The sequence below is a fragment of the Laceyella sacchari genome, from assembly GCF_004343255.1.
Lineage (GTDB): Bacteria > Bacillota > Bacilli > Thermoactinomycetales > Thermoactinomycetaceae > Laceyella > Laceyella sacchari.
On record NZ_SMDD01000006.1, the window covers coordinates 1 to 26071 of the forward strand.

Genomic DNA, 26071 nt, shown 5'->3' on the forward strand with positions numbered 1-26071 from the left:
TAGGAAGCTCCAGACATGGCCCGTTGGTGAAGCGGTTTAACACACTAGCCTTTCACGCTAGCATGCAGGGGTTCGAATCCCCTACGGGTCACCATATGTGGACGCTTAGCTCAGCTGGGAGAGCATCTGCCTTACAAGCAGAGGGTCGGCGGTTCGATCCCGTCAGCGTCCACCAAGAATGTTTTTCTTTGCGGAGCTGTGGTGTAGAGGCCTAACATGCCTGCCTGTCACGCAGGAGATCGCGGGTTCGAATCCCGTCAGCTCCGCCAGTTATTTGAGCCATTAGCTCAGTTGGTAGAGCACCTGACTTTTAATCAGGGTGTCGAAGGTTCGAGTCCTTCATGGCTCACTTGTTATATGCGGAAGTGGCTCAGGGGTAGAGCATCGCCTTGCCAAGGCGAGGGTCGCGGGTTCGAATCCCGTCTTCCGCTCCAAACTTTATTAAGAAAAACCTCCAGATAACTGGAGGTTTTTTTATTTTTACGGCTTTTTTCCAAAGACACTTTTCTAATTGTAGAGGACAGCTTAATTTTCTTTGCAAGCTTCTATTTTTGCATACACGGTGGGGCATAATATGAGTGTGAATCAATGGTGAATGGCGACAGCAAGATGGCAAATGAGGTGTTTGGATGGTAAACAGAATATGGCTTGGGTTTGCCCTATCTTCAGATCTCATTGTGTTGTGGCGTTAGTTGGCAACTTGTCTGTTCATTCGATTTACTTGGATATATCCTGTACCTTGGCTAAGATGTCAGTAGACTGAGGCATAATATTTTTTGGGTTATTTTTCATTGATATGGACCTTTTCATGGTTTGCCAGAGTGGTATCGCGTCTAGATGTTGTACAATTAGTTGGTAAATGGTGGTTTAATATGCTATAAAAAGCAACTTAGCATAGACATTTAAAGTTTTATGTAAGATTGAAACATTTTTGAGAAACTAAGGACTGAGCCTTTTTACATAAGGTTGTAAATAGGGTGAAATTTCCTGATTGAATATACTATAAAATGAATAATTATTACAATATTGTTTGTTATAACTAAAATATTTTTGTTAGTAAACTATTCTCTGTGATACAATGGTATCACCTAGTCTGTATAGAAAAGGGGATATAGCAATGGAAAAAAAGCCGATTTCAATTATTGGGATGCCAATGGACTTAGGACAGGGACGTCGTGGTGTGGACATGGGTCCGAGTGCCATCCGCTATGCTTCCGCGCAGTCCTTGTTGGAGGAATTGGGTTATGAAGTGGAAGATATCGGGGATATTTCTGTTCCCAGCCCTGAGTCAATTCAAATCGGAAACCCCAAATTAAAATATTTGACTGAAATTAAGGACGTATGTGAAAAGTTATCAGAGACGGTTTCTAGTGTTGTGGAAAGAAAGCGTTTTCCTTTGGTGTTTGGCGGTGACCACAGCATGGCGATCGGAACCATTGCAGGGGTGGCGAAACATTACAACAACATGGGTTTGATTTGGTTTGACGCCCATGGAGATTTGAATACCGGGAAAACGTCTCCTTCAGGAAATATCCATGGCATGTCCTTGGCAGTTAGCTTAGGGATTGGTGATCCCGATTTGGTGAACATCAGTGGATATGCGCCCAAAGTGCGGCCGGAGAACACCGTGATCATCGGTGCGCGGGAGCTGGACCCTGGCGAGAAGGAATTGATCGCTCAGTTGGGAATCAAAGTGTTTACGATGCATGAAATCGATCGGCTAGGCATGGCGCGGGTGATGGATGAAGCGATTGGTATCGTCTCTCATGATACGGATGGCGTTCATCTCAGCTTGGATTTGGATGGCTTGGATCCGAAAGATGCACCTGGTGTGGGCACCCCTGTACCTGGAGGCATCACATACCGTGAGAGCCATTTGGCGATGGAGATGCTGGCGGAAGCGGGGATTCTTACGTCAGCGGAGTTTGTTGAAGTAAACCCGATTCTGGATCGCGAAAACCAGACGGCGAAAGTAGCGGTGGCGCTGATGGGTTCGGTTTTCGGACAAAAAGTGCTATAAGTGGTTATTTGATACAGTCAAAACGCAACCTCATGGCAGGTTGTGTTTTTTTGTGGCTTTTGCGCAATGGATTTTTATGCGCTTAAAAAGTTCTTTTATTCTTATTATTCGTGTAATATCATGTTATTTTGGAATCATGTATGTAGGCCTAATTCATGTTGTCTCTAGGGGGTTTGTGATAAATAGGCCAGCGGCTCAAAACCTTTTTCTCATTCGCTTCACGCATGGCGAGGCGCTCCTCGGGGAAATGGTTTTCCGTGACCCCACCAACTTGCTTTGCCAGACACATCCTAGACAGAGTGAATGCTAAGGCGTTTACATGAGAGCTTGGTGGAAGAAACCATTGATTATGGAAATGGGCACCATTTTTATAGACATTCCTTTTTTCGGTCTTTTCCCCCATAATGAAAGAGGGTAAAAACAGCACTCGATGTAGCATAATACACAAGAGATGGACGTGATGGAGGGTTGGAATGCAGATAGAGGGTGTAACGAGTTATCTCAATGATATTGTAGATATATTAATTGTCAGTTATATCATTTACCACCTATTGATGTTGCTTAGGGGAACCAGAGCAGTTCAACTATTAAAAGGAATCAGTGTCCTATTATTAATCTGGTTGATGAGCAACCTGTTCCATTTGGCCACGTTGCAATGGCTGATTGAGAACCTGTTTTCTGTTGGGGTGATCGCAGTGATGATCATCTTTCAGCCGGAGTTGCGCCGTGCTTTGGAACAGTTGGGCCGGGGTGGCATTTTTGGCCGCACCAGCCAGATTGAAGATCAGATGGCAGCGATGGTGGTGGGTGAAGTCTCCCGTGCTGTTTCTTTTTTATCCAAGCGGAAAATTGGCGGGCTCATTGCCATTGAACGGCAGACCGGCTTAAGTGATTATATAGAAACCGGCACGGTAATCGAGGCAAAATTGAGTTCGGAACTGCTAAAAAATATCTTTTTTCCCAACACGCCCTTGCATGATGGAGCGGTGGTGATTCGTCATGATCGGCTTATGGCTGCGGGATGTTATTTGCCATTATCTGAAAATCCTTTCATCAGCAAAGAGCTTGGTACCCGCCACCGCGCAGGGATCGGTTTGAGCGAAATTTCTGATGCGGTGATGGTGATTGTCTCTGAGGAAACGGGGCAAATTTCATTGGCGCTAATGGGGCAATTGGAAAGGGACATCAGTGAAGAACAGCTAGTATCCCGTTTATATGAAGAACTGAAACCGCCTGAGAAAAGTCCGGTCTTTTGGTTGCGCAGGGAGAAGGAGGCAAAGCGGCATGAATAACTGGGTACAAAATGATATGCTGTTGCGCGTGGTTTCAGTAGCCTTGGCTATCATGCTGTGGGGGTCTGTTACCGATGCGACCTTCACCGCCCCTACAGATGGAGACCGCACGCAGATTCGGGATATTTCAGTTGCCGTGAAATATGACAAAAACCGTTATGAATTGGTAGAGCAGCCGCAAAAAGTAATGCTGACTTTGTATGGCAAAGATGCTCAGCTGGAGCGCTTCCCTAGTACATACCAAGTGTTTGTTGATGCGAGAAATGTGGGAGCAGGAACACATTCGTTGCCGGTGCAGGTGGAGGGGTTACCCAAGGGGATGACCAAACAGGTGGAGCCGAAAGAAATAAAAGTTCATCTGGAAGAAAAAGTACAAAAAGAGATGATAGTGCGGGCGGAGTTTGTTGGTGATGTGCCAGATGGGTTCAAAGTGAGCCAACCGATTATCAACCCTTCCAAAGTATTGGTTCGTGGATCGGAGTCTACTCTCGAACGAGTCACATCGGTAAAAGTCATGATTCATTTGAACAAACAGGAGCAATCATTTGACAAACAGTTACAGGTTCAGGCTTACGGTGAATCAGGCGTGTTACGACAGGTGGATGTGAATCCCGAAACGGTTCATGTACAAGTGCCGATCAATATCCCCAATAAAGAAGTACCGCTGCAAGTGGGAGTGGAAAAGGGACCGCCGCCGGGTTATGCGGTGGAGGAAATTACCACCAACGTGAACAAAGTGACAGTATATGGTCCGGAAGATTACCTGGAAGACTTGCAGGTTTATAGCGGGCCTAAGCTGGATTTGAGCAATGTGAAACGGGATCAGACGATTCTTGCACCCATTCCTGTTCAGGAGGGTGCCATAAAAGTGGAACCCAAACAGGTAGAAATCTATGTTAAAATGGTTCGTGCTGAGACTAAAACATTTAAAGAGATTCCCATAGAGCTGACCGGTCTCAGAGAAGGGGCCACAGCGGAAATCATCTCACCGGCGGGTGGTAAACTGAACGTCACCCTTTCCGGATCGCCTGCACAACTGGCAAAATTGAATCATACAGACATAAAAACGCTGGTCGATGTATCCAATTTACCTGTAGGGACTCATGAAGTGCCGATCCAATTCATATTGCCTTCATATGTCGAGGTGGTTGGGCAACCAGAACCAAAAGCAAAAATCAAAATTGCTGAATAAGGGTTTGGTTTGTTAACGAGGAGGAGAAAACATGGGTAAATATTTTGGAACCGATGGGGTTAGGGGAGTAGCCAATCAACAGTTGACTCCGGAATTGGCTTTCCGCCTGGGACGTTGTGGTGCCTATGTGTTGACAAAAGGAAAACAGCGTCCCAAGATCGTCATCGGTCGTGACACTCGCCTATCGGGCGAAATGCTGGAAGCATCCCTGATGGCTGGCATGCTGTCGATGGGTTGCGACGTCGTCCGTTTGGGAGTGGTGAGCACCCCGGGCGTGGCGTTTCTCACGCGTCATCTGGAGGCGGATGCTGGTGTGATGATTTCCGCTTCCCATAATCCGTTTGAAGATAACGGCATCAAATTTTTTGGTGCGGATGGTTATAAATTGCTGGATGAAGTCGAAGCCGAAATCGAGCAATTGTTGGACGCAAAAGAGGATGAGTTACCGCGTCCAGCAGGCGACCAAATCGGGCGTATTACGGATGACCGCGATGCGGTGAAGGCGTATTTGGAGCACTTGAAGTCGACCATCGACACGGATTTGTGTGGTATGCACATTGTGGTGGACTGTGCGAATGGCGCGGCTTATGAATTGGCGCCCCATCTTTTGCGTGATTTGGGAGCTGATGTGACGGCGATGAGTGTCCATCCGGACGGGACCAACATCAATGTGGACTGCGGTTCGACCCATCCAGAACGGTTGCGCCAAGAGGTATTGAACAAACAAGCGCATCTTGGCTTGGCGTTTGACGGTGATGCTGACCGCCTCATTGCTGTGGATGAAAAAGGCAACCTGATCGATGGGGACATGATTATGTCCATCTGCGCCGGGTATATGAAAGAAAAAGGCGAGTTAAACGGAAATACCGTTGTCACCACCGTCATGAGCAATATCGGCTTTTTTAAAGCCATGGATGAATTAGGTATTAAAACCGAGCGCACAAAAGTGGGAGACCGTTATGTGATGGAGAAGATGCGAGAGGGCGGATACAACCTGGGTGGGGAACAATCCGGCCACATCATTTTCCTGGATCACAACACCACGGGTGACGGGATGTTGACAGCAGTCCAATTGTTGCGCGTGGTGAAGGATAAAGCCCAAACCCTCAGTGATTTGGCTCGTGTTATGAAGCAATATCCGCAAGTGTTGGTCAATGTGCGCGTGCATTCCAAAGAGGGTTGGGAGCAAAACGAAGCGATTCAACACAGCATTCGCGAAGTGGAAAAGCAACTGGGCAACGATGGCCGCGTATTGGTGCGTGCATCAGGAACGGAACCGCTGATCCGTGTGATGGCGGAAGGCCCAGATGAACAAATTGTGAAAAATCATGTAGAGAAAATAGCTGATGTCGTTAGGAATCAGCTGGGTTCGTAAGATAAATGTATGATTAGGCGGCATTTTGACGGAAATGCCGCCCTTTACATTTTGCTTCTTTTGGAATAACATGAATACATCCCTTTGTTTTTATGTTTAATGCATGAACATAGAAACAAGGGCCTTTGATTTTATGTTGTCAAGCGCCAGGACTGTGGCATGGACGTAGCGCCGCAGTTGACGAGGTGGAGGCATATCGAATTTTCGGCGGATACCTCCCGGCTTCGCATCAGAGCCGCGGAACCGAGGGACAAACCAATGGGGTGACTCATTGTACAAAACTCTCGGTATGATGCGTGAATGGACTTAGGGAACAATAAATAGAGAATCATTGCAACACCATCAAACCATTCTTTTAGGGGGTACAATTTAATATGTGCGGAATCGTGGGTTACATTGGTGAAAAGCAGGCTCAGTCCATTTTGCTGGAAGGACTCAGCAAGCTTGAGTACCGTGGGTATGACTCTGCAGGGTTGGCCGTATACAATGGCGAGACGATCAAGGTCAATAAAGCCAAAGGCCGCCTCGCCAATCTGGAAGAGCGGTTGGCTGTTGAATCCCTGCCAGGCGTGCTGGGGATCGGACACACACGTTGGGCAACCCATGGAAAGCCATCTGATGAGAACTCGCATCCTCATGTGGACATGGCGGGACGGTTTGCCATTGTTCATAACGGGATTATCGAGAATTACATCGAGCTGAAAGAAGAGCTGATGGCAAAAGGGCATGTTTTCACCTCTGAAACGGACACCGAGGTCGTGGCAAAGCTTTTGGCCGAGCTGTGGGACGGTGACCTTGTCTCCACTGTGCAAAAAGCAGTTGCCCGTTTGGAAGGGGCCTACGCACTTGGCGTAATCAGCGAGTATGAGCCAGATAAGCTGGTTGCGGTTCGCTATGCAAGCCCGCTGGTTGTGGGAGTAGGCGACGGAGAGAATTTCATCGCTTCGGACATTCCGGCGATTTTAAAGCACACCCGTGATGTGTACATCTTGGAAGATGGCGAAATGGCCATCTTGAAACCGGATAGCGTGACATTGATGCGCGTCGATGGCACGCCGGTTGAGCGGGAAACGATGAAAGTGAACTGGGATATCGCCACGGCGGAAAAAGGCGGCTATGACCACTTCATGATGAAAGAGATCCATGAGCAACCCAAAGCGATTCGCGATACGTTGAGTGGACGGGTAAAAGACGGAGTGGTGGATCTGTCGCAAGAGATCGGCTTGACGAAGGAGCAGATCAAAGACATTGAGAAAATCCACTTTGTCGCTTGTGGTACGGCTTACCATGCGGGATTGGTCGGCAAGACGGTATTGGAAGAATTGGCCCGCATTCCGGTTGAATGTGATGTAGCGTCTGAGTACCGCTACCGTAACCCGATTATCACGGATAAAACCTTGGTGGTAGTGGTGAGCCAGTCTGGTGAGACGGCGGATACGCTGGCAGCGTTGCGTGAGGCCAAAAAACAAGGTGCACGCGTCATTGCGATCACCAATGTGGTTGGTTCCAGCGTCGCTCGTGAAGCGGATGATGTGATCATCACTTGGGCAGGACCAGAGATTGCGGTTGCTTCCACCAAAGCTTACACATCGCAATTGATTGCCATCTACCTGTTGGGCCTCTATTTGGCTCAAGTGCGGGGGCCGAAAACGGCGGAGCAATTGAGTGAGATTGTCAACCACTTGATGGCTCTTTCCACACATGCAGAAGATGTGCTTAAGCAAGAAAAGCAGATTGCCCAGTTTGCTCGCAGCATGGCGAAAAATGAGCATCTTTTCTTCTTGGGCCGGGGCTTGGATTATGCCGTAGCACTGGAAGGTTCGCTCAAGCTGAAGGAGATTTCTTACATTCATTCTGAAGCGTATGCCGCAGGTGAGTTGAAGCACGGTACCTTGGCGTTGATTGAGGAAGGCATTCCGGTGGTGGCACTCGCAACGCAACATGCCGTGTATGATAAAATGGTAAGCAACATTCAAGAGGTGAAAGCACGCGGAGCCCATGTACTGGGACTCGCGACAGAAGGGGACAGCGAGTTGCGGAAAACGGTGGATGAAGTGATCCACATCCCCAATACGATTGACCTCTTGACACCGGTGCTGACAGTGATCCCATTGCAATTGTTCGCCTACTATGCTTGCGTGGAGCGTGGCTACGATGTGGATAAACCACGCAACCTGGCGAAAAGTGTGACGGTCGAATAATAAAAAATGATGAATCAAAAAATCCCTTCAGATATGATTATCTGAAGGGATTTTTTTATGGAGATCGCACATGCTGTGTTATGTTGGCATGTTATGATATCTCTTATTTTGTCACTGATCTTGACTCATTTAAAGAGAATGATTTTTGGCTGGATGCATTTGGCCATCGCCTGTTTATGAAAAAGCCGGAAGACTTGGCTATCCTTATCCAAGTTTTGATGAAGTCATTACCACGAATACAGAGGAAATCTTACATTTTTTAAACTGATTGCGTTGAAAAAGGGGTTCACCTTGAGCGAGTGGGTCGGCTTATTCGTTGAAAATGAAGTGGCTTACACCCCGGATGAGGAAGCTGGCGCCATAGACGGCTAGGAGCAGGCTCGCTCCTCGCATAAAGATTTGCAGAAAGGTGGGTTTGACAAAATGCCGACAATGGCTGACCACAAAGGAGAGCAAGGAGTTCCACAGACAGGAGCCAAGCAGGAGCCAAGCAAAAGCGGAACAGATGAAGTCAATGGATTGTTGACTGATGCTACTGTAGATGCCAAGCCAAGACAACAGATCACTGGGGTTGATCAAGCCAAGACAAAATCCTTTCATCATTGCTGAAACCGGATCTGGAAAGGAAACGGAAAGCAACGAGACGGTCAAGTTGGAACGCAGGCCCAATTGAATGAGGAAAAGCCCACCGATGATGGAGAAGATGGCGCGTACCCATTCATGTACAAGCCAATCTGACACCCCATACAACAGAATGAGCATGAAAAACAGATTGGAAAAAACGTCACCCAATCCCACCAGCCATGACAAATAAAATCCCCGATTCATGCCAAGTTTGATCATCTCCAGATTGGCTGGTCCAACGGGGGTGGACAAGGCCAAACCCAGTAGCAAGAAATGAAACCAACTTTCCATCAGCGTTTCTCCCATCCCGCTTCGCTTGATTAAACTACTACATGGTATGCTTATACGTGCCGGGACTTGCCTTTAATAGTATCCTCAGAAAACTAAATGCAAGCTTGGTAAGCTTTTATGCTGTTTTTTCACTTGCAGAACAAATAAGCGATACGTTTGGTTGAGTTAATTAAATGGTTTTAGTATGTTTTACCTGTATATTTACATTGAAAAATGACTAAGGTTAGCTTATACTCGTTACATATGAACCAGAAATCGAATAGGTAAACCCTCATCGGATCTCTTCGGTGAGGTAGAGGTCGCGGTTTTTATGAGTAGTTGATTGGAGACACAGAGAAGTCGGCGAAAATCAATGAAAGGAAAGACCGCCGAAGCTTCATTGTGTTCTCTGATCAGTGAGGCTGGGGCTGTGCTCGAATAGGGGCAGCACTGTCACATTTGCCTGCCAAGCAAATGTGTTGCGCTATCTTGCGGGGATTTGGTGTGGGTATGGTAATATGCCGTCCAAATCAGGTGCATCGTCATTGGGCGGTATTTTTATTATCCTGACCACCTCGCCATACTATAACAGTAGAGAGGTGTTTTTTCATGAGCAGAGGAAAATCGGGTGGCGATTTGAAACGTGACTTAAAAGCCAGGCATCTGATGATGATTGCCATCGGCGGCTCCATCGGGACAGGTGTCTTTTTGGCCAGCGGCTCCGCGATTCAACAAGCAGGTCCTGGAGGGGCGTTGGTCGCATATTTGGCCATTGGTATAATGGTGTACTTTTTGATGACCAGCCTGGGGGAGTTGGCCACCTATATGCCAGTCTCCGGCTCCTTTAGCACATATGCCAGCCGTTTTGTCGACCCGGCCTTCGGTTTCGCTTTAGGTTGGAATTATTGGTACAATTGGGCGATCACCATTGCAGTGGAATTGTCGGCAGGATCGATTATCATGAAATATTGGTTTCCTGATTCGCCTGCCATCTTATGGAGCGCGTTGTTTCTGGCGCTGATGTTCGTCTTGAATGCGTTATCGGTCAAAGGATATGGTGAATCGGAGTATTGGTTCTCCTTTATCAAAGTGGCAACAGTGATCATTTTTATTGTAGTCGGGTTGTTGATGATTGTCGGCATTCTGGGTGGACAAGCCGTCGGCACCAAGAACTGGACGGTGGGAGAAGCACCGTTTAGTGGCGGGATGATGGGGATCATCAGCGTATTTATGATTGCCGGTTTTTCATTCCAAGGGACAGAACTGGTCGGCGTGGCCGCGGGGGAGAGTGAGAACCCGAGCAAAAACGTGCCGCGGGCGATTCGGCAAGTGTTTTGGCGAATCTTGTTGTTCTATGGTTTGGCGATATTGGTGATTGGCACGATTCTTCCGTATACGCATCCGAACTTAGCCGGTGGAGATGTAGATGCGATCGCCAAAAGTCCGTTCACACTGGTGTTTGAACGTGCTGGTTTTGCCTTTGCCGCTTCCGTGATGAATGCGGTGATATTGACGTCTGTCTTGTCCGCTGGCAACTCGGGGATGTACGCTTCCACAAGAATGTTGTGGATGCTGGCTAAAGAAGGGAAGGCGCCAAAGATTTTTGCCAAACTGACGAAAAATGGCGTGCCGATTTATGCGTTGTTGGCTACGGCGTTGATCGGAGGATTGGCTTTCCTCGCTTCGTTGGTTGGGGAAGGGACGATCTACATTTGGTTGCTGAACGCGTCCGGCATGACCGGTTTTATCGCATGGCTGGGAATTGCGATTAGCCACTACCGTTTCCGCCGTGCCTATGTGCGTCAAGGAAGAGACTTGGCCGACCTGCCATACAAAGCCAAGTGGTTCCCGTTTGGGCCGCTGTTTGCTTTTACCCTCTGCTTGATCGTGATTGTGGGACAAAACTACCAAGCATTGTTGGGACAAACGATTGACTGGTATGGGCTGTTGGTTTCATATATCGGTATTCCTGTGTTCTTGGCCTTTTATCTCGGTTATAAATGGACGAAGAAAACCAAGCTCATCCCATTGGATAAATGCGAGTTGGATGATTGATTAGACAAGCTGCACACGACAAGATAATAATAACAACCCCGGTGCGAACGAAGTGTTCCGCTGGGGTTTTTTTGTAAGCGGACTAGATGGCAATGGAGAGCGACGCAAGAAGGACGTCTGCCCTGTTTGTAGCGGCAAATAAAAAGCTTCATGACCAAATAGCCATGAAGCTTTTGCTTGTTTATGCCAATTTGACGGTGGCGAAGAAGATCAGTACCGCCATCAGCAATAGTGATATATAAAGCAACATGATGTATCGCTTGATGATAGACTGCGCTTTTGCACTCTCGATGCCGCTGGTTTGCACTTGATTCAGCGCCTTGCGGCCGTAAATGACGACAAACAAGATGAACAAAAGGATAACCATGCTGCCGAGACGCTCTTTGACGATCAGCCACAGCGGCATCTCACCGTCCACTTGCATCATCATGTATATACCCGTGATCAGGGCCAACACCGCAAGGGGCATAAACATGCCCATATTCCAGCGTTGGGCGCGATTTAATGCGCGCGACATGGTGTCGAGATTGTTGGAGCGTGTCGCGTCGCGCAGTACCATGGCCATCATGCTGATGCCGCCAAACCAAGTGGCGACGAACAGCACATGCAAAAATTTAACAACTAATCCTGTAGTCATGAAGAAAGTCACTCCTTGTAAATCATTGGGTATTGAATGAGCGCAGGTAAGGTTATGTCATCCTTACATAATAGCTACTCAAATCAGGCCCGTCGGCATCACCGGTACGCCCGCCGTGAGCGCGCTTAAAGTGATCGCTTTCCACCCATGCACGAAAATCTTCTTTTGATTTGAAAACGGTTTCCACAAGGATATGGGAACCATCTTCCGCCTCCAACAAACGAAATGAGACAAAACCGGGAACTCTGCTCATCGATTCGGTTGCGTTGCTGAAACGTTCCCGCAACATCGCCAGATGATCGGGGGATGTGATGTTGATGCGGTTATTCACCTGATACATAGAGAAGCCTCCTCATCAAACTATATTCTTTATCTACTATACCATTAATTTACCGATTGGAAGATAGTAAAAAAACGGATTTCAACTTCACAGAGCGGTTGGTGATCCCTTTTTCGTTGTGTTATGCTCTTTTTGATAATCAGCGGGCTATTTTTTGTGGGCTTGCTCTATTTGAGAGGTGAAGCAAGTGATTTGGGGGATTGGAACCGATATCGTCGAGTTGGAACGCATTAAGCGACTGGGTTGTGAACGACTGGCCAGTCGGATCTTGACTGCGGAGGAATGGGTGAGAATGCCTGAACAGCCTCGTCGTTGTCTGGAATACGTTGCGGGGCGGTTTGCCGCCAAAGAAGCGATTTCCAAAGCATTGGGAACAGGGATCGGCCGTGCTTGTTCGTTTCAGGATATTGACGTGTTGAATGATGGACAAGGGAAGCCATGTGTTATTTTAGCGGAGGCGGTGGTTCAGCGTTTATTCCCGGAAGGGGCAGCCACTGTGCATTTATCTATTTCGCACAGTGCACATTACGCGTTAGCAATGGCTGTGGTCGAGCGGGTGGATAAAGCATAACTGCCCTTAGGGGGACATACATATATAACGCGGTTAGGAGGGACAAACAGCCGCGGGAGAATGTTACCGAGAGGGCGGGAATGCTGTCTTCACTTTGTCGATCCAGATATAAGTTGCAATGTGTAGCTTCTTCCAGAAAAACGATCCCCTGCTAACCGACACATTTCCCGGGAAATTGACGAAAGGGAGGATCTTATGTGTCGGAAAGTCTGGCTCAGTCTGATAGTCATTGCATTGGCATTGAGTATGGCCGGATGCGGCGTCAAAGACGCTAAGGAAGTCGTGAGCGACTTATCCAAGCGTTCGGAAGAGATGGAGTCTTATGTTAGCCACGGGAAAATGACGATCCGCTCTGGCAAAGAACCGCAAGTGTACGATATAGAGGTGTGGTACAAAAAACCGCATTTTTTCCGCGTGGCGATCAAAAACATGAAAAAAGGGATTACCCAGATCTTGTTGCGCAATGAAGAAGGGGTGTATGTGCTGACACCGCACCTCAAAAAGAGTTTCCGGTTCCAAAGTGACTGGCCTTATTCAGGTGGGCAAGTTTATCTTTACCAAACAGTCATTCAAAGCATTATCGATGACAATGAGCGCACTTTTCGCGCCGGAAAAAAACAATACCAATTTGAAGTGGTTGCCAAATATCCTTTTAACCAACATGCAAACAAGCAGCGGATCTGGTTGGATCACAAGTTGAACCCCCACAAAGTGGCGGTGTTGAGCGAATCGAACGAAGAGTTGATCAAGGTGGAGTTTGACCGGTTTAAAGAAGGCGCATCCTTTGACAAAGACGCGTTTGACATGAAACGCAACTTGGAGGAATTACCTCAGGATTCCAAAACTTCGCTGGAGGCGATGGCTAAACCCTCTGCCAAACAAAAAGAGATCGAAGCCGTACTACCTGAATACATTCCCCAGGGAACTCGCCTGCAAAGCGAGCGAACCATTCAAACACCGCAAGGGCCGGTAGTGGTGATGCGTTTCAAAGGCGACAAATCATTCACGCTGACTGAGCGGCATCCACAAGCATTGGAAGCAGGATTACCTCTGATGGGCAAACCGGTCGAATTGGCGGAGACCGTGGGCGTGTTATTGGAGATGGGAGAACGGAAGCGGCTCACATGGACGGAAGGCGGCGTCGATTATGAATTAATTGGCAATCTGTCTGTGGATGAGCTCGTGCAAATCGCAAACTCTACGTACAATCAGTCATCCAAATAATGAAACAAATGGACTGCCGCCTGGAGGTCGTCCATTTTTTTGTCCGTATATCTGCCGAATCTCTGGTATAATACAGATTAGTTGTGGAAATGACTTGCTAAAAGGATGAGGTTAAAGGATGGCGAAACAGGCACTGATCGTGGAGAAATCCAAGTACCCAACGTTGCTGTACAGGAAAAACGGCGTGCTCAAATTGCTGGAGTCGGGATTTTTTGCAATCGGCTTGTTGCTCGTGTTAAGCGTTTTTCCGTTTCGGAGTCCGGGGTTTGTTGTGGGGATGGTTCTTTCGGCGGTGTTTGCGATGCTCATCGTGCCCATTTTGTACTTGATATGGGCGAAACCAAGCTATGAACTGTACCAAGACCGTTTGCTGGCCAAAGTGGGAACCAAAGAGGAAACTATTTGGCTCCATGAGATAGAAAAAGAGTATGATTTGCCGTATATAATCAGAGTCAAAGGGAAACGATTTCCTTTGTTGGTCAGTGATGCCTTTTTAAAAGAACTCAATGTCCAGTTGGAAGTGGTGCGACGTGGTTGGAAAAGGTGATAGGATGATTCATGGTCGGGATACATGGATTGAAGTGGATCTTGATGCCATCATGCACAATATTAAAGAGTTTCGGCGCTACCTGCCACAGCGCACCCGAGTGATGGCCGTTGTTAAAGCCGATGGTTATGGCCATGGTGCTGTCCCGGTTGCTCGTGCGGCGCTGGAAGCGGGTGCGAGCCATTTGGCGGTTGCGTTTGTCGATGAAGGAGTGGAACTTCGTCAGGCAGGCATTGACGCCCCGATTTTGGTGTTGGGATACACGCCCCCACATGCCGTCGGCTACGCCTTGCGAAATGGGTTGACGCTAACTGTTTACCGCTCCGAAATATTAGAAGCGGTGGAACAGGAAGCGGTTCGCTTGGGAGTGACGGCGCGGGTGCATGTCAAAGTGGATACCGGAATGGGCCGGTTGGGAGTGTTGCCTGAGGAAGTTTCCCCCCTTCTGGCGCAAGTGAAGGGCCTTGACCATGTGGAAGTGGAAGGCATCTTCACCCACTATGCCACGGCAGATGAAGAAGAGGATGATTATGCACGTTTTCAATTGCAGCGCTTCACCGATGTCGTCAACCAAGTGCGGAAGCGGTACAACATTCCGCTGGTGCACATCGCCAACAGCGCAGGTGCGATCCAATTGCCTGAGGGCGCATTTGATATGGTACGGATCGGCATCAGCATGTATGGCTTTTATCCGTCCGCGGAGGTGAAGCGGGATACGGTAAATTTGCGGCAGGCGCTGTCGCTCAAATGCCGTGTCGCCCATGTGAAAAAACCACCGCGGGGCACGGGCGTGAGCTATGGAAAAACGTACACCGTTTCGGGTCAAGAATGGATTGCTGTTTTGCCCGTTGGTTATGCGGATGGCATCAACCGCCATCTTTCCAATGCGGGTCACGTGCTGGTAAAGGGAAAGCGTGTGCCAATCGTCGGTAGAATTTGCATGGACCAGTTGATGATCCAGGTGACAGACGTGATGCCTGTACAAGTGGGAGATGAAGTGGTCATCTACGGCCAACAAGGCGGGGAGCGAATTACCGTGGATGAAGTGGCGAGTTTTTTGAAGACGATCTCATATGAAGTGGTTTGTGCCTTGAGCCATCGATTGCCCCGTTTTTATATAAAAAACGGAGAGATTGTTGACTTTATAAACCGTTTGCAATACAATCCACCAAGACAGTGGGACAATCAACTGGACAAGGATGAACAATTTTAGTATTACAATTGAAAGGGAAGGAATTTAAACGGACGGCACGAATACATTTAACTATGCCTGTTGAATCCTTCTCTATCGCGCTTATATAGCTTATAAATAAGTATATTTTTGCAACATCCACGACATAATGGTAGTATTGATGGGAAATGCTTACGGTGATGATTGGTTGGGGGTGCTTCATTTTGTCCGGAACAAAGAGAATTATGATCAGCCTGCCAACAAATTTGCTTCAAGAAGTAGATGGTATGGTGGCGAGGGATAATTCCAATCGCAGCGAATTTATTCGTCAGGCGATGAAAATGTATCTCCAAGAGCGGAAAAAACGTCTCATCCGCGAAATGATGCAAAGAGGCTATATGGAAATGGCTCGCATCAATCTCAACATCGCTTCTGAAGCATTTGTAGCGGAAGAAGAGGCTGAAGATACTTTGGATCGATTAGTTAGCGGGGTGTAATTGATTTGATTGTCAAGCGTGGCGATGTCTATTTCGCAGATCTTTCCCCTGTGGTCGGATCCGAACAGGGTGGGGTTCGACCTGTCTTAGTGATACAAAATGATATTGGGAACCGATTTAGCCCCACCGTTATCGTCGCCGCGATTACAGCCCAAATCCAAAAAGCCAAGTTACCTACGCATGTAGAAATCGATGCCAAAGCGTACGGATTTGATCGTGACTCGGTCATTTTGCTCGAACAAATTCGGACCATCGATAAACAGAGATTGACAGATAAAATCACCCATCTTGATGATGAGATGATGAGCCGAGTCAATGAAGCGTTGATGATTAGCTTGGGAATGATTGATTTTTAATGGAGATTGAGAATGGTGAATGGGCCATTCTCTTTTTTTGTTGAACTTGTTTAATTCTGTTCCCTTCTGTGATATTTTAAATTTAAAATGTAAAATGAGGATGGCCTTTCTATGCCTTCCTCATAGAAAGGCGATATGTTGCCGTATTGCTTTCGAATATTGGAGCAATTTAAGCGCAGGCTCCAGCAAGGAGAACTAACACATGGATATTCATCTGAAAAAACTATATGAGAAGCTGCTCGCTTCCTATATGACCGAGCCTAAGGAGGACCATCTTTACAGCGCGCAACAGCTAAGCAAATGGTTCATAGAAAAACGCGTTTCGCCGGAAGAAGTAATCAATGTCCATATCGGATCGGTCAAGCGAATGGTACCGGAGCTGCCTAAAGAAGTGAAAGCTACGTTGGAGATGCTGTTGGAAGTCATGGTGGGGTACGGTGTCGCTTATCAGGAACGGGAACAGCTGATGAGCCGGCAACGCGAGTTGGAAGATGAGATCGAAGTTGCAGCGGGTCTGCAACAAACGCTGCTGCCTGAGTCCACCCCTTCGCTTCCTGGTGTGGATATTGGGGTGATTAGTGTGGCGTCCAAGCAGATGAGCGGAGATTATTACAATTTTGTCGACCATGGGATGCAGCAGTTGGGAGTGGGCATTGCCGATATTGTCGGAAAAGGGATTCCCGCGGCTTTGTGTATGTCGATGATTAAGTACACAATGGACCGGTTGGATGCCAAATCTCTTTCCCCGGGGGAGATTTTGCGCGACTTAAACACAATTGTGGAACGCAATGTTTTGCCAAGCATGTTTATCACGATGATCTACGGGGTATATGATTCGTTGAACCACCAGTTTCGTTATGCAACGGCTGGTCATGAGCCCGGGCTGATTTATTCCGCCGGGGAAGATTGCTTCACCAGTTTGGAGACCAAAGGAATGGTTTTGGGTGTGTTGCGGGACAATGAATATCCCGAGTACGTGGCCGACTTGGAGCCGAACGATGCGATTATCCTGTTCACCGACGGAGTGACGGAGGCAAGGGTCGACGGCAAGTTCATCGAAAGGGAAACGATCAAAAGCATGATTCGTGATCATATACACCTGCCCGCCCAACAAGCGGTGGAAGCTATTCATCAGAAATTATACGAAATGACTAACTATATAATGAGAGACGATCAAACCATTTTGATGATCAAGCGCGTCGGCTGATCGAGGCAGGAGGGGAAGAACAATGAATTTAAGCGTTCAAGAGAAAATAGAGAACGAAAAAGAGATCACCTATGTGGTTTCAGGGGAAATTGATGTGTATACCGCGCCCAAACTACGGGAAAAACTGTTACCGCGCTGTCAAGGCGGAACCACGATTACGATCGACTTTACTGATGTGGAATATATCGATAGCACGGGTCTAAGTGTGTTGATCGGTGCATATAAGGCGCAGGGTCAAACGGGTGGCAAACTGATTTTGAAAGGCATGAACGCGCGGCTGCAACGCATTTTCCGCATCACCAACCTGAACGTAATTATGCTCAATGAAGAAAAAGTGCAGGAGGATGGCCGACAATGAGTGGTAAACCCTTAGATTTGGTGAATTTGACAATTCCTGCGAAGCCGGACTATGTGGGTATAGCCCGGTTGGCTGTCTCTGGAATTGCCAATCGCATGGGTTTCTCATATGACGATATCGAAGATCTGAAATTGGCAGTTTCCGAAGCGTGTACCAATGCCGTGGATCATGCTTATTGCGGCGGCGATGGAGAGATCGAGGTCAGTTGCAATATTTTCTCCAACCGGTTGGAAATCGAAGTGGTTGACCGTGGAAACAGCTTTAATATCGAAGAGATTGAAAAGCGTACTGGGCCGATCGAAGTCGGGCCGACCATGAACGCGCTTCGCGAAAGAGGGTTGGGCGTCTTTCTGATGCGATCTTTGATGGATCATGTGGATATCAAAGGGGACAATGGCGTAATTGTGACGATGACCAAGTATATCCGAAAGGGCGTGGTGGAGTCACATGTCGAGTCGTCCACATCCTTCACTAACCGATGAACAGGTGTACAACCTGATAGCAAGATTCCAAGAGGATGGGGATGCAGAAGCTCAAGCGATTTTAGTCGCGCATTACCGTGATCTAGTGGAAACATTGGCCTTTAAGTTCGCCCATGGATCAGAGCCGTATGAAGATCTCGTTCAGGTTGGGATGATCGGGCTGATCGCTTCATTGAAGCGTTTTGATTCCGATTATGGCCGGAGTTTTGAAAGCTTTGCCGTGCCGACGATCGTGGGTGAAATCAAGCGCCATATCCGGGACAAGACATGGAGTGTGCATGTTCCACGGCGCATCAAGGAGTTGGGGCCGCGCATCAAGGCGGCGGTCGAAGAATTAACGACACAATTGCAACGTTCCCCCCGGGTGCAGGAGATTGCGGAATATCTCGGCGTCTCAGAAGAAGAGGTGTTGGAGACGATGGAGATGGGGCGGAGTTATAACGCCGTTTCCGTCGATAGCCCGATTGAAGCCGCCAATGATGGCAGCCAAATCACCCTGCTTGATCTGGTGGGTACAGAAGATGGCGGATATGAACAAATTGACCGCAAGATGTTGTTGGACAAAATCTTTGCTGTGCTGACTGAAAGGGAACAAGAGATCCTGCGTCTCACCTTTTTTGAGAATCTCAGCCAAAAACAGGTGGGGGATCAACTGGGAATTTCCCAAATGCATGTTTCGCGCCTGCAACGAAGGGCGTTGGCGAAGTTGCGGCAAGCGATTCGCATGGAGCCGTCGGAAGTGATTGGATAATAAGGGATAGGTGTGTCGGATCGTGAGCTTCAGGCGATTCGGCACACCTTTTGTTTTATTTGCCAGGGTGTGTCTGGTGAACCAAGTTCGTAGGGAAGAAGCGATGGAGAGCCCTTTCTCGTGGAGAGTCAGGCAACGCGGGAAGCGAATGAGAAAAGGGGTTTGAAGCCACCACGCTCTAGCCAAACGAACAGAGTAAATGTCAAACCTTTCACATAAAATTCTCCGTCACAGTGCCAGAATTTCGTTATCTTTATATATTGGGGAATCATTTTCCTCGTGAGGTTGTTGTGATGGTTGAGGAAAGAAGGGTTGAATATGGATCAGCAACAGATGTTTCAACTGATCGCTACCGAAACGGCTGTCAAGCCGACGCAGGTGAAAGCGGCAGTTGAATTGATTGAAGAAGGCAACACCATCCCCTTTATCGCGCGCTATCGCAAAGAGCGCACAGGGGAACTGGATGAAGAGCAATTGCGGGCGATTGAAGAACGCTACCATTATCTCACCCAATTGAACCAACGCAAAGAAGAAGTGATTCGGCTCATTGACGAACAAGGGAAACTGACGGATGAGCTGACACAAAAAATCATGCAGTCAACCAAATTGCAAGAGGTGGAGGACTTATATCTTCCTTTCCGCCCCAAACGGAAGACCCGGGCGTCGATTGCCCGTGAAAAAGGGTTGGAGCCGTTGGCACGCGTGATGGCAGAGTCCTCTGAGGCAGAGACCGTTCAAGCGGCAGCAGCTTCGTACGTGGATGCGGAGAAGGGTGTGGACTCAGTCGATGCCGCATTGCAAGGTGCCATGGATATCTTGGCAGAAGAGCTTTCTGAAGACGCGGATATCCGCAAATGGGTGCGTGAATATACGTGGAAACACGGCATGTTGGTGTCCAAGGCTAAAGACCCGGAAGTCCGCACCGTTTATGAAATGTATTACGATTACAGTGAGCCTGTACATAAAATGCCACCGCATCGGATTTTGGCGGTTAACCGCGGGGAACGGGAAGAAGTCCTCAAAGTGAAGATTGAGGTGGATGAGGAGAAGATTTTCCTGCGATTGGCCAAGTGGTTTGCCGTTCCGGTCCACGCATACTTGACCCAAGTGGTGCAAGATAGCTATAAACGCCTGATTGCACCTTCCATCGAACGGGAAGTGCGGGCGCAGATGACAGAGCAGGCAGAGGAACAGGCAATCCGTATTTTCTCCGAGAATTTGCGTCCATTGCTGTTGCAACCGCCGGTTCGGGGCAAGATGGTGCTGGGCGTCGATCCGGCATACCGCACGGGTTGTAAATGGGCAGTGGTGGATGATACAGGAAAGATGTTGGAAGTGGGTGTAATCTATCCGACGCCGCCCCAGAACAAAGTTGCTGAGGCCAAAGCGGATGTGCTTGCTCTCTTGGATAAATATCCGATCGATATCATCGCGATTGGTAACGGTACCGCTTCCCGTGAAACCGAAGCTTTCATCGCCGATGTGATCAAAGAGGCAAAACGGCCGGTGTATTATATTATCGTCAATGAAGCGGGTGCCAGTGTTTACTCCGCTTCTAAAATCGCGAAAGAGGAATTCCCTGATCTGGACGCAGCTCGCCGAAGCGCGGTATCGATTGCCCGGCGCTTGCAAGATCCATTGGCTGAGTTGGTTAAGATTGATCCGAAATCGGTGGGTGTCGGCCAATATCAGCATGATGTGTCACAGAAACGCTTGAGTGAAAGCTTGACGCACGTGGTGGAATCTGCTGTGAACTACGTCGGAGTGGATGTAAACACAGCTTCTCCGTCTTTGCTGTCTTATGTGTCTGGAATCAGTGCTACCGTGGCCAAAAACATTGTGAAGCGGCGGGAAGAAGTGGGACGTTTTACTAAGCGGACAGATCTGAAAGAGGTACCACGCCTTGGAGCCAAGACGTATGAACAGAGTATCGGCTTTATGCGGATTCATGATGGTGAGAATCCTTTGGACCAAACGCCGATTCATCCGGAGTCTTATGCAGTGGTGGGACGCTTGTTCGCCGAATTAGGTTTGGAGTTGGATCAGATCGGCAGCGATGCTTGCAAGGAGCGTCTTAAACAAGTGGATGTAGAGAGCATGGCCGAGCGGTTGGCATGTGGCGTGCCAACATTGAAGGATATTATCGAAGCGCTCTTGCGTCCAGGCCGCGACCCTCGGGATGAACTGCCCAAACCGCTTCTGCGTTCTGATGTGTTGAAGCTGGAAGACTTGCATGTGGGGATGCAACTACAGGGAACCGTTCGCAATGTGGTCGATTTCGGCGCCTTTGTGGACATTGGCTTGAAGAATGATGGGTTGGTTCACATTTCCCGTTTAAGCGAACGGTTTGTCAAGAATCCGATGGATGTGGTGACAGTCGGTGATATTGTGGATGTGTGGGTATACAATGTGGATGTGGAGCGAGAACGGGTCGGGCTCAGCATGGTCCCGGTCAAACCTGAAAACGACAGCGAAGAAACATGATTCCGGAAAAAGCTACCGATGCGCCTGACGCACCGGTAGCTTTTTTGTCATGGGGTAGACTAAGGGCACCATTGTCCCAGATGGGGAATGCATATCTTGACAAAAGGTGGGTTGGTGATGCGTTTAAGTTTTGTTCCTGTTCGCGCCTTTGCGGCCACGTTGGTGATGATCCTCAGCTTGGTTCCTTTCGAGGCTGGTGCTGAAGCGCGAGTGGTGCACTCGTTGCGGTTGGATGTGGGTACCCCTTCCGTTTGGAGTGGGTGGGAATCCCTTTCTGCGGGGGACCTTCGCGTCTCGATCCACAATGAGGGGCCGGGTATGGTGACTTTTTATGTCTTTATGCACTGTGACCATTTGCAATGTCCCACGCTGGTGAATGGCCAGGTGAAAGCGGGAGAACGAGTGCAGATAGACGTGGCACACCCAGCCGGAAAGTATATGTTTAAACTGGATAACGATTCACAGTCGGCTTCGCGCGCAATAGGCGTCTTTAGTCAATGAGAAAGCTGTGTCCCACATGACTACCCCCAGCCTTTTCAGGTAAGCTGGAGGAGGGATTCGCCTTTTGGTCCCGCCTCATTGGTTATCAACTAATCCGTTTTCCTTGATTGCACCGGTAGTGGAACCAACAGTGGTTCAACCATTGGATGAGCCGGCGGTCTTTCTTGGAAAAGGCATGCATCAGTTGTTTGATCAACCAGCTGGGCATTCCTTCTTCCTCCCTTGACGAAAATCACGGATAGGGTAATGTATGTTAAAAACGAGTGGTTTGTGTCAGGAGAGATGGCATTGACAGATTCGGAATTGCAGGCTTGGGTGGAATCGCTCTCATTGGCCTGCTTCGGCAAACCTTTTTTGCATGAAGCCCGGTTTAATCCGCGTTTGAAAACCACCGGCGGGCGTTATCATCTGGGGGATCACCGGATTGAAATGAATCCCAAGCATTTGGTTCATGGGCGAGAGGTTTTTGGTAAAATTGTTTTGCATGAATTGTGCCATTACCACTTGCATTTGGAGGGAAAAGGATACCGGCATCGCGATCGTGACTTTAAGCAGTTGCTCATTGCGGTTGGCGGCCTGCGATATGCGCCAAGGCTACCAGGACAGACGAAGCCGAAGTATGTGGTGCATTGTCTGGCGTGCGGCCGTCGAACCTTCCGACAACGCCAGATGCAAGTGGATCGGTATCGTTGCGCCCGATGCGGCGGCAGGTTGAAGCTGGAACACGTGGTAGCAAACAGTTAAACAAAGGAGATGGATGCCTTGATGACATTGAATGACTGGTTTGCGAAAGGCATGACCTTTGACACATATGTAAACAATATGCAGGTGAATCGTGACGAGTTGCTGTCCTTGTATGAGCAAGTCACCCTTACTGACGAGGAAGTAGCAACTTTGGCCAAAAGACGAACTGAACCCTGGCGGGTGATCGTGCTGACTGCCGACTGGTGCGGGGATGCCCTCTTATGCGTGCCCATTGTGAAACGGATCGCCGAAAGCGCGGGAATGGAGATGCGTTTCTTGATTCGCGACGAAAATCTGGAATTGATGGATCAGTATTTGACCAATGGTACATCGCGGTCGATTCCCATTTTCATCTTCATTGACGAAACAGGGAAAGAGCGGGCAGTCTGGGGGCCGCGCTCCCCTGAAGTGCAGGCGATGGTTGACCACATGCGTAGCGGATTGCCACCCAAGGATGACCCGCGCTTTGAAGCGGAGCAACGCGCAATGTACAAAGGGTTTCGCGAACGCTTGCTCAATGACCGCAGTTTGTGGCAATCGGTGGTTAACAGTGTGCTCGGCCGGTTGAGCGAAGCGTGAGCGGGGCTTGCCAGACGCATCTGTAGCGTTTGAAGAGGAAGGGGCAGGAGAATGGAAGGACTGAGAATCGGATTTATCGGCTTGGGGATCATGGGGAAATCGATGGCCCGCAATTTGCACCGAGCAGGCTTCAAAGTGACTGTTTGGAACCGGACAGCCGCCAAAATGGACGAGGCTAAGGCCGAATGGGGCGCCCACCTTGCGGATTCGCCCAAGGATGTGGCGGCGCAAAGCGATGTAGTGATCACCATGGTTGGCGATACCCCAGATGTGCGGGAAGTGGTGACTGGTGAAGAAGGAGTTTTGGCTGGCGCACGGCCAGGGTCGGTTTTGATTGATATGAGCACCATTTCGCCCGAGGCGACGCGTGAGTTGGCAGAATTAGCAGCCGAACAAGGTGTGGCCATGCTAGATGCGCCTGTCAGTGGCGGGGATGTAGGAGCGCGCAATGGTACGCTTTCGATCATGGTCGGAGGAGAAGAAAAAGTGCTGGAGAAGGTGCGCCCGGTCTTGGAAGCGATGGGCAAGACGATTGTTCACTGCGGTCCGATTGGTGCTGGTCAGACAGTGAAGGCCTGCAATCAGATTTTGTGTGGGTTAAACTTGCTTGGCATGGTGGAAGCGTTAGCCTTTGCCAAAAAAAGCGGTGTGGACCTGGAGAAAATGATTCAAGTCACTTCGCAAGGGGCGGGCGGTTCATGGGCTCTCGCAAACTATGGGCCACGTGTAGTCAAAGGAGATCTGGATCCAGGCTTTTCTGTGCGCTTCCAACAAAAAGATTTGCGAATTGTGCTTGCTGAAGCGGAGCGGATGGAACTCCCGTTGTTGGGGACCGCTACCGTGCAACAATTGTTGCGTGCTGTGCAAGCACACGGCGGTAACGAGGATGGCACGCAAGCGTTGGTTCGGGTCATGGAACAATTGGGGAATGTGGAAATTACGCCAAAGCAATAGTGCGCTTTTTAGCTGATGGTAAGCAACAAGGCTCCGGAATACCCAGAGCCTTGTTGTTATTTAAAAACCGATATATTTGGCAACCAAGTTTTTAGCCAAAGCGGTATCGGTGGTACCTTGTACGAGGATGCGTCCATCCGGGAACACGGCCAGGCGGTGTTGTTCATCGATTTGCAACCGTAGCATAAAGGGGTTGCGTTCCGTTTCCCCGACATGGCGCAGACGCTCAGCCAAGCTGTCCAAATCCAGCTTCACTTGACCCAAAGAGATTTGAACGGATTGGCGTCCGCACATGGAGATTTCTTGCGCCTCCTTTTCCGCTGGATCGAGATAATCCCATTGCCGCTTGGCACAACAGGGGCATTGGTCGTTTTTTTGCGCAGACACCTGAAGTGCTTGTGCTTGATTGTGCCATAAATCGATGTGACGCATCCGCGTTTCCAAGGCTTCCTCTGCTCCGCATAGTAGCTTCAAGGCTTCTGTCGCTTGGTAAGCGGCGATGACATGGATGATAGGGCTGATCACTCCGGCTGTGTCGCATGTTTCTGTAGTGCCTGGCGCAGGGGCATCTGGAAACAAACAGCGCAAACAGGGGGTTACCCCAGGACGAATCGTATAACTCATGCCGCGCGCACTTACGGCACCGCCATAAATCCAAGGGACGCCATGTTTGACACTAAAATCGTTCACCAGATAGCGTACCTGGAAGTTATCCGAGCCGTCCAAGATCAGATCAACTCCGGATAACAATGACTCTGCGTTTTTCCATGTCAGATCCGTAACGTGGGCTTCCAGAGTCAGCGTGGAGTTAATCGCCCGTAATTTGCGTTCGGCGGCGACGGCTTTGGGCATGAAGTTTTGGGCATCTGCTTCGTCAAACAGCATTTGCCGTTGCAGATTGCTCTCTTCAACGAAGTCGCGGTCAATCAGGCGCAACATGCCCACTCCGGCGCGAGCCATATGGTTGGCCAAGGCTGTGCCCAGAGCCCCCAAGCCAACAATCGCTACCCGGGCCTGGCCCAACTTTTCCTGGCCGCTTGGACCGATGGGGGCGAACAGCATTTGGCGTGAATAACGGTTCATGTCTATGTTCATCAGTGAGTACGCCTCCTTCAATCCAAATTATAGCGAATTTTGAAAGCTGGCGGATGTGGAATGAATTTCTGGCTTGTGGGGAAGGGTTAAAGGATGAGGAGGTAGGGCAAATGGAAAAAAAGACGTACTACGTGACGGTTGACATCGGGCCGCGAGCAGGCGAGATTAGAGAAACCCTCGATGTGAACGACCCCAATTACGATTTTGAAATTGAAGCGACACCGGAAGAGATTAATCGTTTGGAGCAGATGTTCAACCAAGTGGAAGACACCGATTTTTCTACATTTGTGTTGGCGCATATCCCATTTTTGGATAATGAACGGAAAGAAAATGTGACCGAAGACAAACAAATTGAGAAGATCTACCGTACCATTTATGAATTGGGGACGCCGGAAACCAAAGAACGGATGCGGAGCGCCGGGTTAGTGCGTTGACATCTAGGTGGTCGGTTGTAAGCGGATATCAGCAACTTTTGAAACTACTTATAAACAAAAGATCGAAAATTAGCATTGAAAGCGGTTACAAACGCTTTGTCTAAACGGAC

General features: G+C 48.8%; 27 protein-coding genes, 5 tRNA genes, 1 pseudogene and 1 riboswitch. Of the genes and pseudogenes, 28 read left to right on the plus strand and 5 right to left on the minus strand.

Features of this window, described 5'->3' with window-relative positions:
- Positions 1-17 precede the first annotated feature (17 nt).
- The 11 genes and pseudogenes from EDC32_RS14885 to EDC32_RS16675 all read left to right on the plus strand — a co-directional run.
- A tRNA-Glu gene (locus EDC32_RS14885) sits at positions 18-94 on the plus strand.
- Positions 95-99: 5 nt separating this feature from the next.
- Positions 100-175: transfer RNA gene (locus EDC32_RS14890), tRNA-Val, on the plus strand.
- Positions 176-192: 17 nt separating this feature from the next.
- Positions 193-269: transfer RNA gene (locus EDC32_RS14895), tRNA-Asp, on the plus strand.
- Between the two features lie 7 nt (positions 270-276).
- Positions 277-349, plus strand: a tRNA-Lys gene (locus EDC32_RS14900).
- A gap of 10 nt (positions 350-359) precedes the next feature.
- A tRNA-Gly gene (locus EDC32_RS14905) sits at positions 360-434 on the plus strand.
- A gap of 683 nt (positions 435-1117) precedes the next feature.
- Positions 1118-2020, plus strand: coding sequence for an arginase (rocF, locus tag EDC32_RS14910; RefSeq protein ID WP_022738694.1), 903 nt, complete (start codon positions 1118-1120; stop codon positions 2018-2020).
- 473 nt (positions 2021-2493) lie between these two features.
- On the plus strand, positions 2494-3312 hold the full coding sequence (gene cdaA, locus EDC32_RS14915; protein WP_022738691.1) for a diadenylate cyclase CdaA: 819 nt from the start codon (positions 2494-2496) through the stop codon (positions 3310-3312).
- Positions 3305-4504 (plus strand): CdaR family protein, encoded by a 1200-nt coding sequence (locus EDC32_RS14920; protein WP_132223480.1) that lies wholly within the window; start codon positions 3305-3307, stop codon positions 4502-4504. Before cdaA ends, EDC32_RS14920 begins: the two co-directional genes overlap by 8 nt.
- Before the next feature lie 31 nt (positions 4505-4535).
- On the plus strand, positions 4536-5879 hold the full coding sequence (gene glmM, locus EDC32_RS14925) for a phosphoglucosamine mutase (RefSeq protein ID WP_132223483.1): 1344 nt from the start codon (positions 4536-4538) through the stop codon (positions 5877-5879).
- Positions 5880-6253: 374 nt separating this feature from the next.
- On the plus strand, positions 6254-8080 hold the full coding sequence (gene glmS / locus EDC32_RS14930; protein WP_132223486.1) for a glutamine--fructose-6-phosphate transaminase (isomerizing): 1827 nt from the start codon (positions 6254-6256) through the stop codon (positions 8078-8080).
- A gap of 92 nt (positions 8081-8172) precedes the next feature.
- A pseudogene (locus tag EDC32_RS16675) lies at positions 8173-8283 on the plus strand (aminoglycoside 6-adenylyltransferase); the annotation flags it as partial.
- Between the two features lie 106 nt (positions 8284-8389).
- Here the strand turns inward: EDC32_RS16675 and EDC32_RS14940 are convergent.
- The gene (locus tag EDC32_RS14940; RefSeq protein WP_158283405.1) at positions 8390-8995 is read right to left on the minus strand and encodes a LysE family translocator; all 606 of its coding nucleotides are present in this window, start codon (positions 8993-8995) and stop codon (positions 8390-8392) included.
- A 285-nt stretch (positions 8996-9280) separates the two neighbouring features.
- A riboswitch (Lysine riboswitch) is annotated at positions 9281-9469 on the plus strand.
- A 114-nt stretch (positions 9470-9583) separates the two neighbouring features.
- Between EDC32_RS14940 and EDC32_RS14945 the strand changes: the two genes are divergently transcribed.
- Positions 9584-11029, plus strand: a complete 1446-nt coding sequence (locus tag EDC32_RS14945) for an amino acid permease (RefSeq protein ID WP_132223493.1) — start codon at positions 9584-9586, stop codon at positions 11027-11029.
- A 181-nt stretch (positions 11030-11210) separates the two neighbouring features.
- Here the strand turns inward: EDC32_RS14945 and EDC32_RS14950 are convergent, their stop codons facing one another.
- Together EDC32_RS14950 and EDC32_RS14955 are read right to left on the minus strand one after the other, a co-directional pair.
- Positions 11211-11666 carry a DUF2269 family protein gene (locus EDC32_RS14950; protein WP_132223496.1) on the minus strand — a complete coding sequence of 152 codons (456 nt, stop codon included), beginning with the start codon at positions 11664-11666 and terminating at the stop codon, positions 11211-11213.
- A gap of 52 nt (positions 11667-11718) precedes the next feature.
- Positions 11719-12006 (minus strand): antibiotic biosynthesis monooxygenase family protein, encoded by a 288-nt coding sequence (locus EDC32_RS14955; RefSeq protein ID WP_132223499.1) that lies wholly within the window; start codon positions 12004-12006, stop codon positions 11719-11721.
- 187 nt (positions 12007-12193) lie between these two features.
- Between EDC32_RS14955 and acpS the strand changes: the two genes are divergently transcribed.
- The 12 genes from acpS (at position 12194) to EDC32_RS15015 (ending at position 22155) form a co-directional block, all read left to right on the plus strand.
- Entirely contained in the window at positions 12194-12577 is a 384-nt protein-coding gene (acpS, locus tag EDC32_RS14960) for a holo-ACP synthase (RefSeq protein WP_132223502.1), read from the plus strand.
- Between the two features lie 195 nt (positions 12578-12772).
- Positions 12773-13801, plus strand: a complete 1029-nt coding sequence (locus EDC32_RS14965; protein ID WP_132223505.1) for a LolA family protein — start codon at positions 12773-12775, stop codon at positions 13799-13801.
- Positions 13802-13919: 118 nt separating this feature from the next.
- Complete coding sequence (locus EDC32_RS14970; protein WP_132223508.1) at positions 13920-14348, plus strand: hypothetical protein; 429 nt, start codon at positions 13920-13922, stop codon at positions 14346-14348.
- A 4-nt stretch (positions 14349-14352) separates the two neighbouring features.
- Positions 14353-15561 carry an alanine racemase gene (gene alr, locus EDC32_RS14975; protein ID WP_132223511.1) on the plus strand — a complete coding sequence of 403 codons (1209 nt, stop codon included), beginning with the start codon at positions 14353-14355 and terminating at the stop codon, positions 15559-15561.
- 158 nt (positions 15562-15719) lie between these two features.
- Positions 15720-16016: a CopG family ribbon-helix-helix protein gene (locus EDC32_RS14980; RefSeq protein ID WP_035952874.1), complete on the plus strand. Its 297-nt coding sequence runs from the start codon at positions 15720-15722 to the stop codon at positions 16014-16016.
- Positions 16017-16021: 5 nt separating this feature from the next.
- Complete coding sequence (locus tag EDC32_RS14985; RefSeq protein ID WP_022738671.1) at positions 16022-16372, plus strand: type II toxin-antitoxin system PemK/MazF family toxin; 351 nt, start codon at positions 16022-16024, stop codon at positions 16370-16372.
- 202 nt (positions 16373-16574) lie between these two features.
- Positions 16575-17579 (plus strand): PP2C family protein-serine/threonine phosphatase, encoded by a 1005-nt coding sequence (locus EDC32_RS14990; protein WP_132223514.1) that lies wholly within the window; start codon positions 16575-16577, stop codon positions 17577-17579.
- A 22-nt stretch (positions 17580-17601) separates the two neighbouring features.
- Entirely contained in the window at positions 17602-17937 is a 336-nt protein-coding gene (locus EDC32_RS14995) for an STAS domain-containing protein (protein ID WP_022738669.1), read from the plus strand.
- Positions 17934-18419 carry an anti-sigma B factor RsbW gene (rsbW, locus tag EDC32_RS15000; RefSeq protein ID WP_022738667.1) on the plus strand — a complete coding sequence of 162 codons (486 nt, stop codon included), beginning with the start codon at positions 17934-17936 and terminating at the stop codon, positions 18417-18419. The genes EDC32_RS14995 and rsbW overlap by 4 nt, the downstream gene beginning before the upstream one ends.
- Positions 18385-19170, plus strand: a complete 786-nt coding sequence (gene sigB, locus EDC32_RS15005) for an RNA polymerase sigma factor SigB (protein WP_022738666.1) — start codon at positions 18385-18387, stop codon at positions 19168-19170. The genes rsbW and sigB overlap by 35 nt, the downstream gene beginning before the upstream one ends.
- A gap of 318 nt (positions 19171-19488) precedes the next feature.
- The gene (locus EDC32_RS15010; protein ID WP_132223517.1) at positions 19489-21654 is read left to right on the plus strand and encodes a Tex family protein; all 2166 of its coding nucleotides are present in this window, start codon (positions 19489-19491) and stop codon (positions 21652-21654) included.
- 117 nt (positions 21655-21771) lie between these two features.
- A complete protein-coding gene (locus EDC32_RS15015; protein ID WP_132223520.1) occupies positions 21772-22155 on the plus strand; it encodes a hypothetical protein in 384 nt (127 codons plus the stop codon).
- A gap of 85 nt (positions 22156-22240) precedes the next feature.
- On the opposite strand, the gene cmpA is transcribed toward EDC32_RS15015, so the two are convergent.
- A complete protein-coding gene (gene cmpA / locus EDC32_RS15020) occupies positions 22241-22363 on the minus strand; it encodes a cortex morphogenetic protein CmpA (RefSeq protein WP_132223523.1) in 123 nt (40 codons plus the stop codon).
- Between the two features lie 74 nt (positions 22364-22437).
- Here cmpA and EDC32_RS15025 point away from each other — a divergent pair, with 74 nt between their 5' ends.
- The 3 genes from EDC32_RS15025 to EDC32_RS15035 are packed head-to-tail and all read left to right on the plus strand — an operon-like array spanning position 22438 to position 24432.
- Positions 22438-22899: a SprT family protein gene (locus EDC32_RS15025; protein ID WP_211341943.1), complete on the plus strand. Its 462-nt coding sequence runs from the start codon at positions 22438-22440 to the stop codon at positions 22897-22899.
- A gap of 21 nt (positions 22900-22920) precedes the next feature.
- Positions 22921-23478, plus strand: a complete 558-nt coding sequence (locus tag EDC32_RS15030; RefSeq protein WP_132223591.1) for a thioredoxin family protein — start codon at positions 22921-22923, stop codon at positions 23476-23478.
- Between the two features lie 51 nt (positions 23479-23529).
- Positions 23530-24432 (plus strand): NAD(P)-dependent oxidoreductase, encoded by a 903-nt coding sequence (locus tag EDC32_RS15035; protein WP_132223529.1) that lies wholly within the window; start codon positions 23530-23532, stop codon positions 24430-24432.
- A 60-nt stretch (positions 24433-24492) separates the two neighbouring features.
- Here the strand turns inward: EDC32_RS15035 and EDC32_RS15040 are convergent, their stop codons facing one another.
- Complete coding sequence (locus EDC32_RS15040) at positions 24493-25527, minus strand: ThiF family adenylyltransferase (protein ID WP_425460178.1); 1035 nt, start codon at positions 25525-25527, stop codon at positions 24493-24495.
- Positions 25528-25637: 110 nt separating this feature from the next.
- Between EDC32_RS15040 and EDC32_RS15045 the strand changes: the two genes are divergently transcribed.
- Positions 25638-25961 (plus strand): hypothetical protein, encoded by a 324-nt coding sequence (locus EDC32_RS15045; RefSeq protein ID WP_102991369.1) that lies wholly within the window; start codon positions 25638-25640, stop codon positions 25959-25961.
- The last annotated feature ends 110 nt before the right edge of the window (positions 25962-26071 follow it).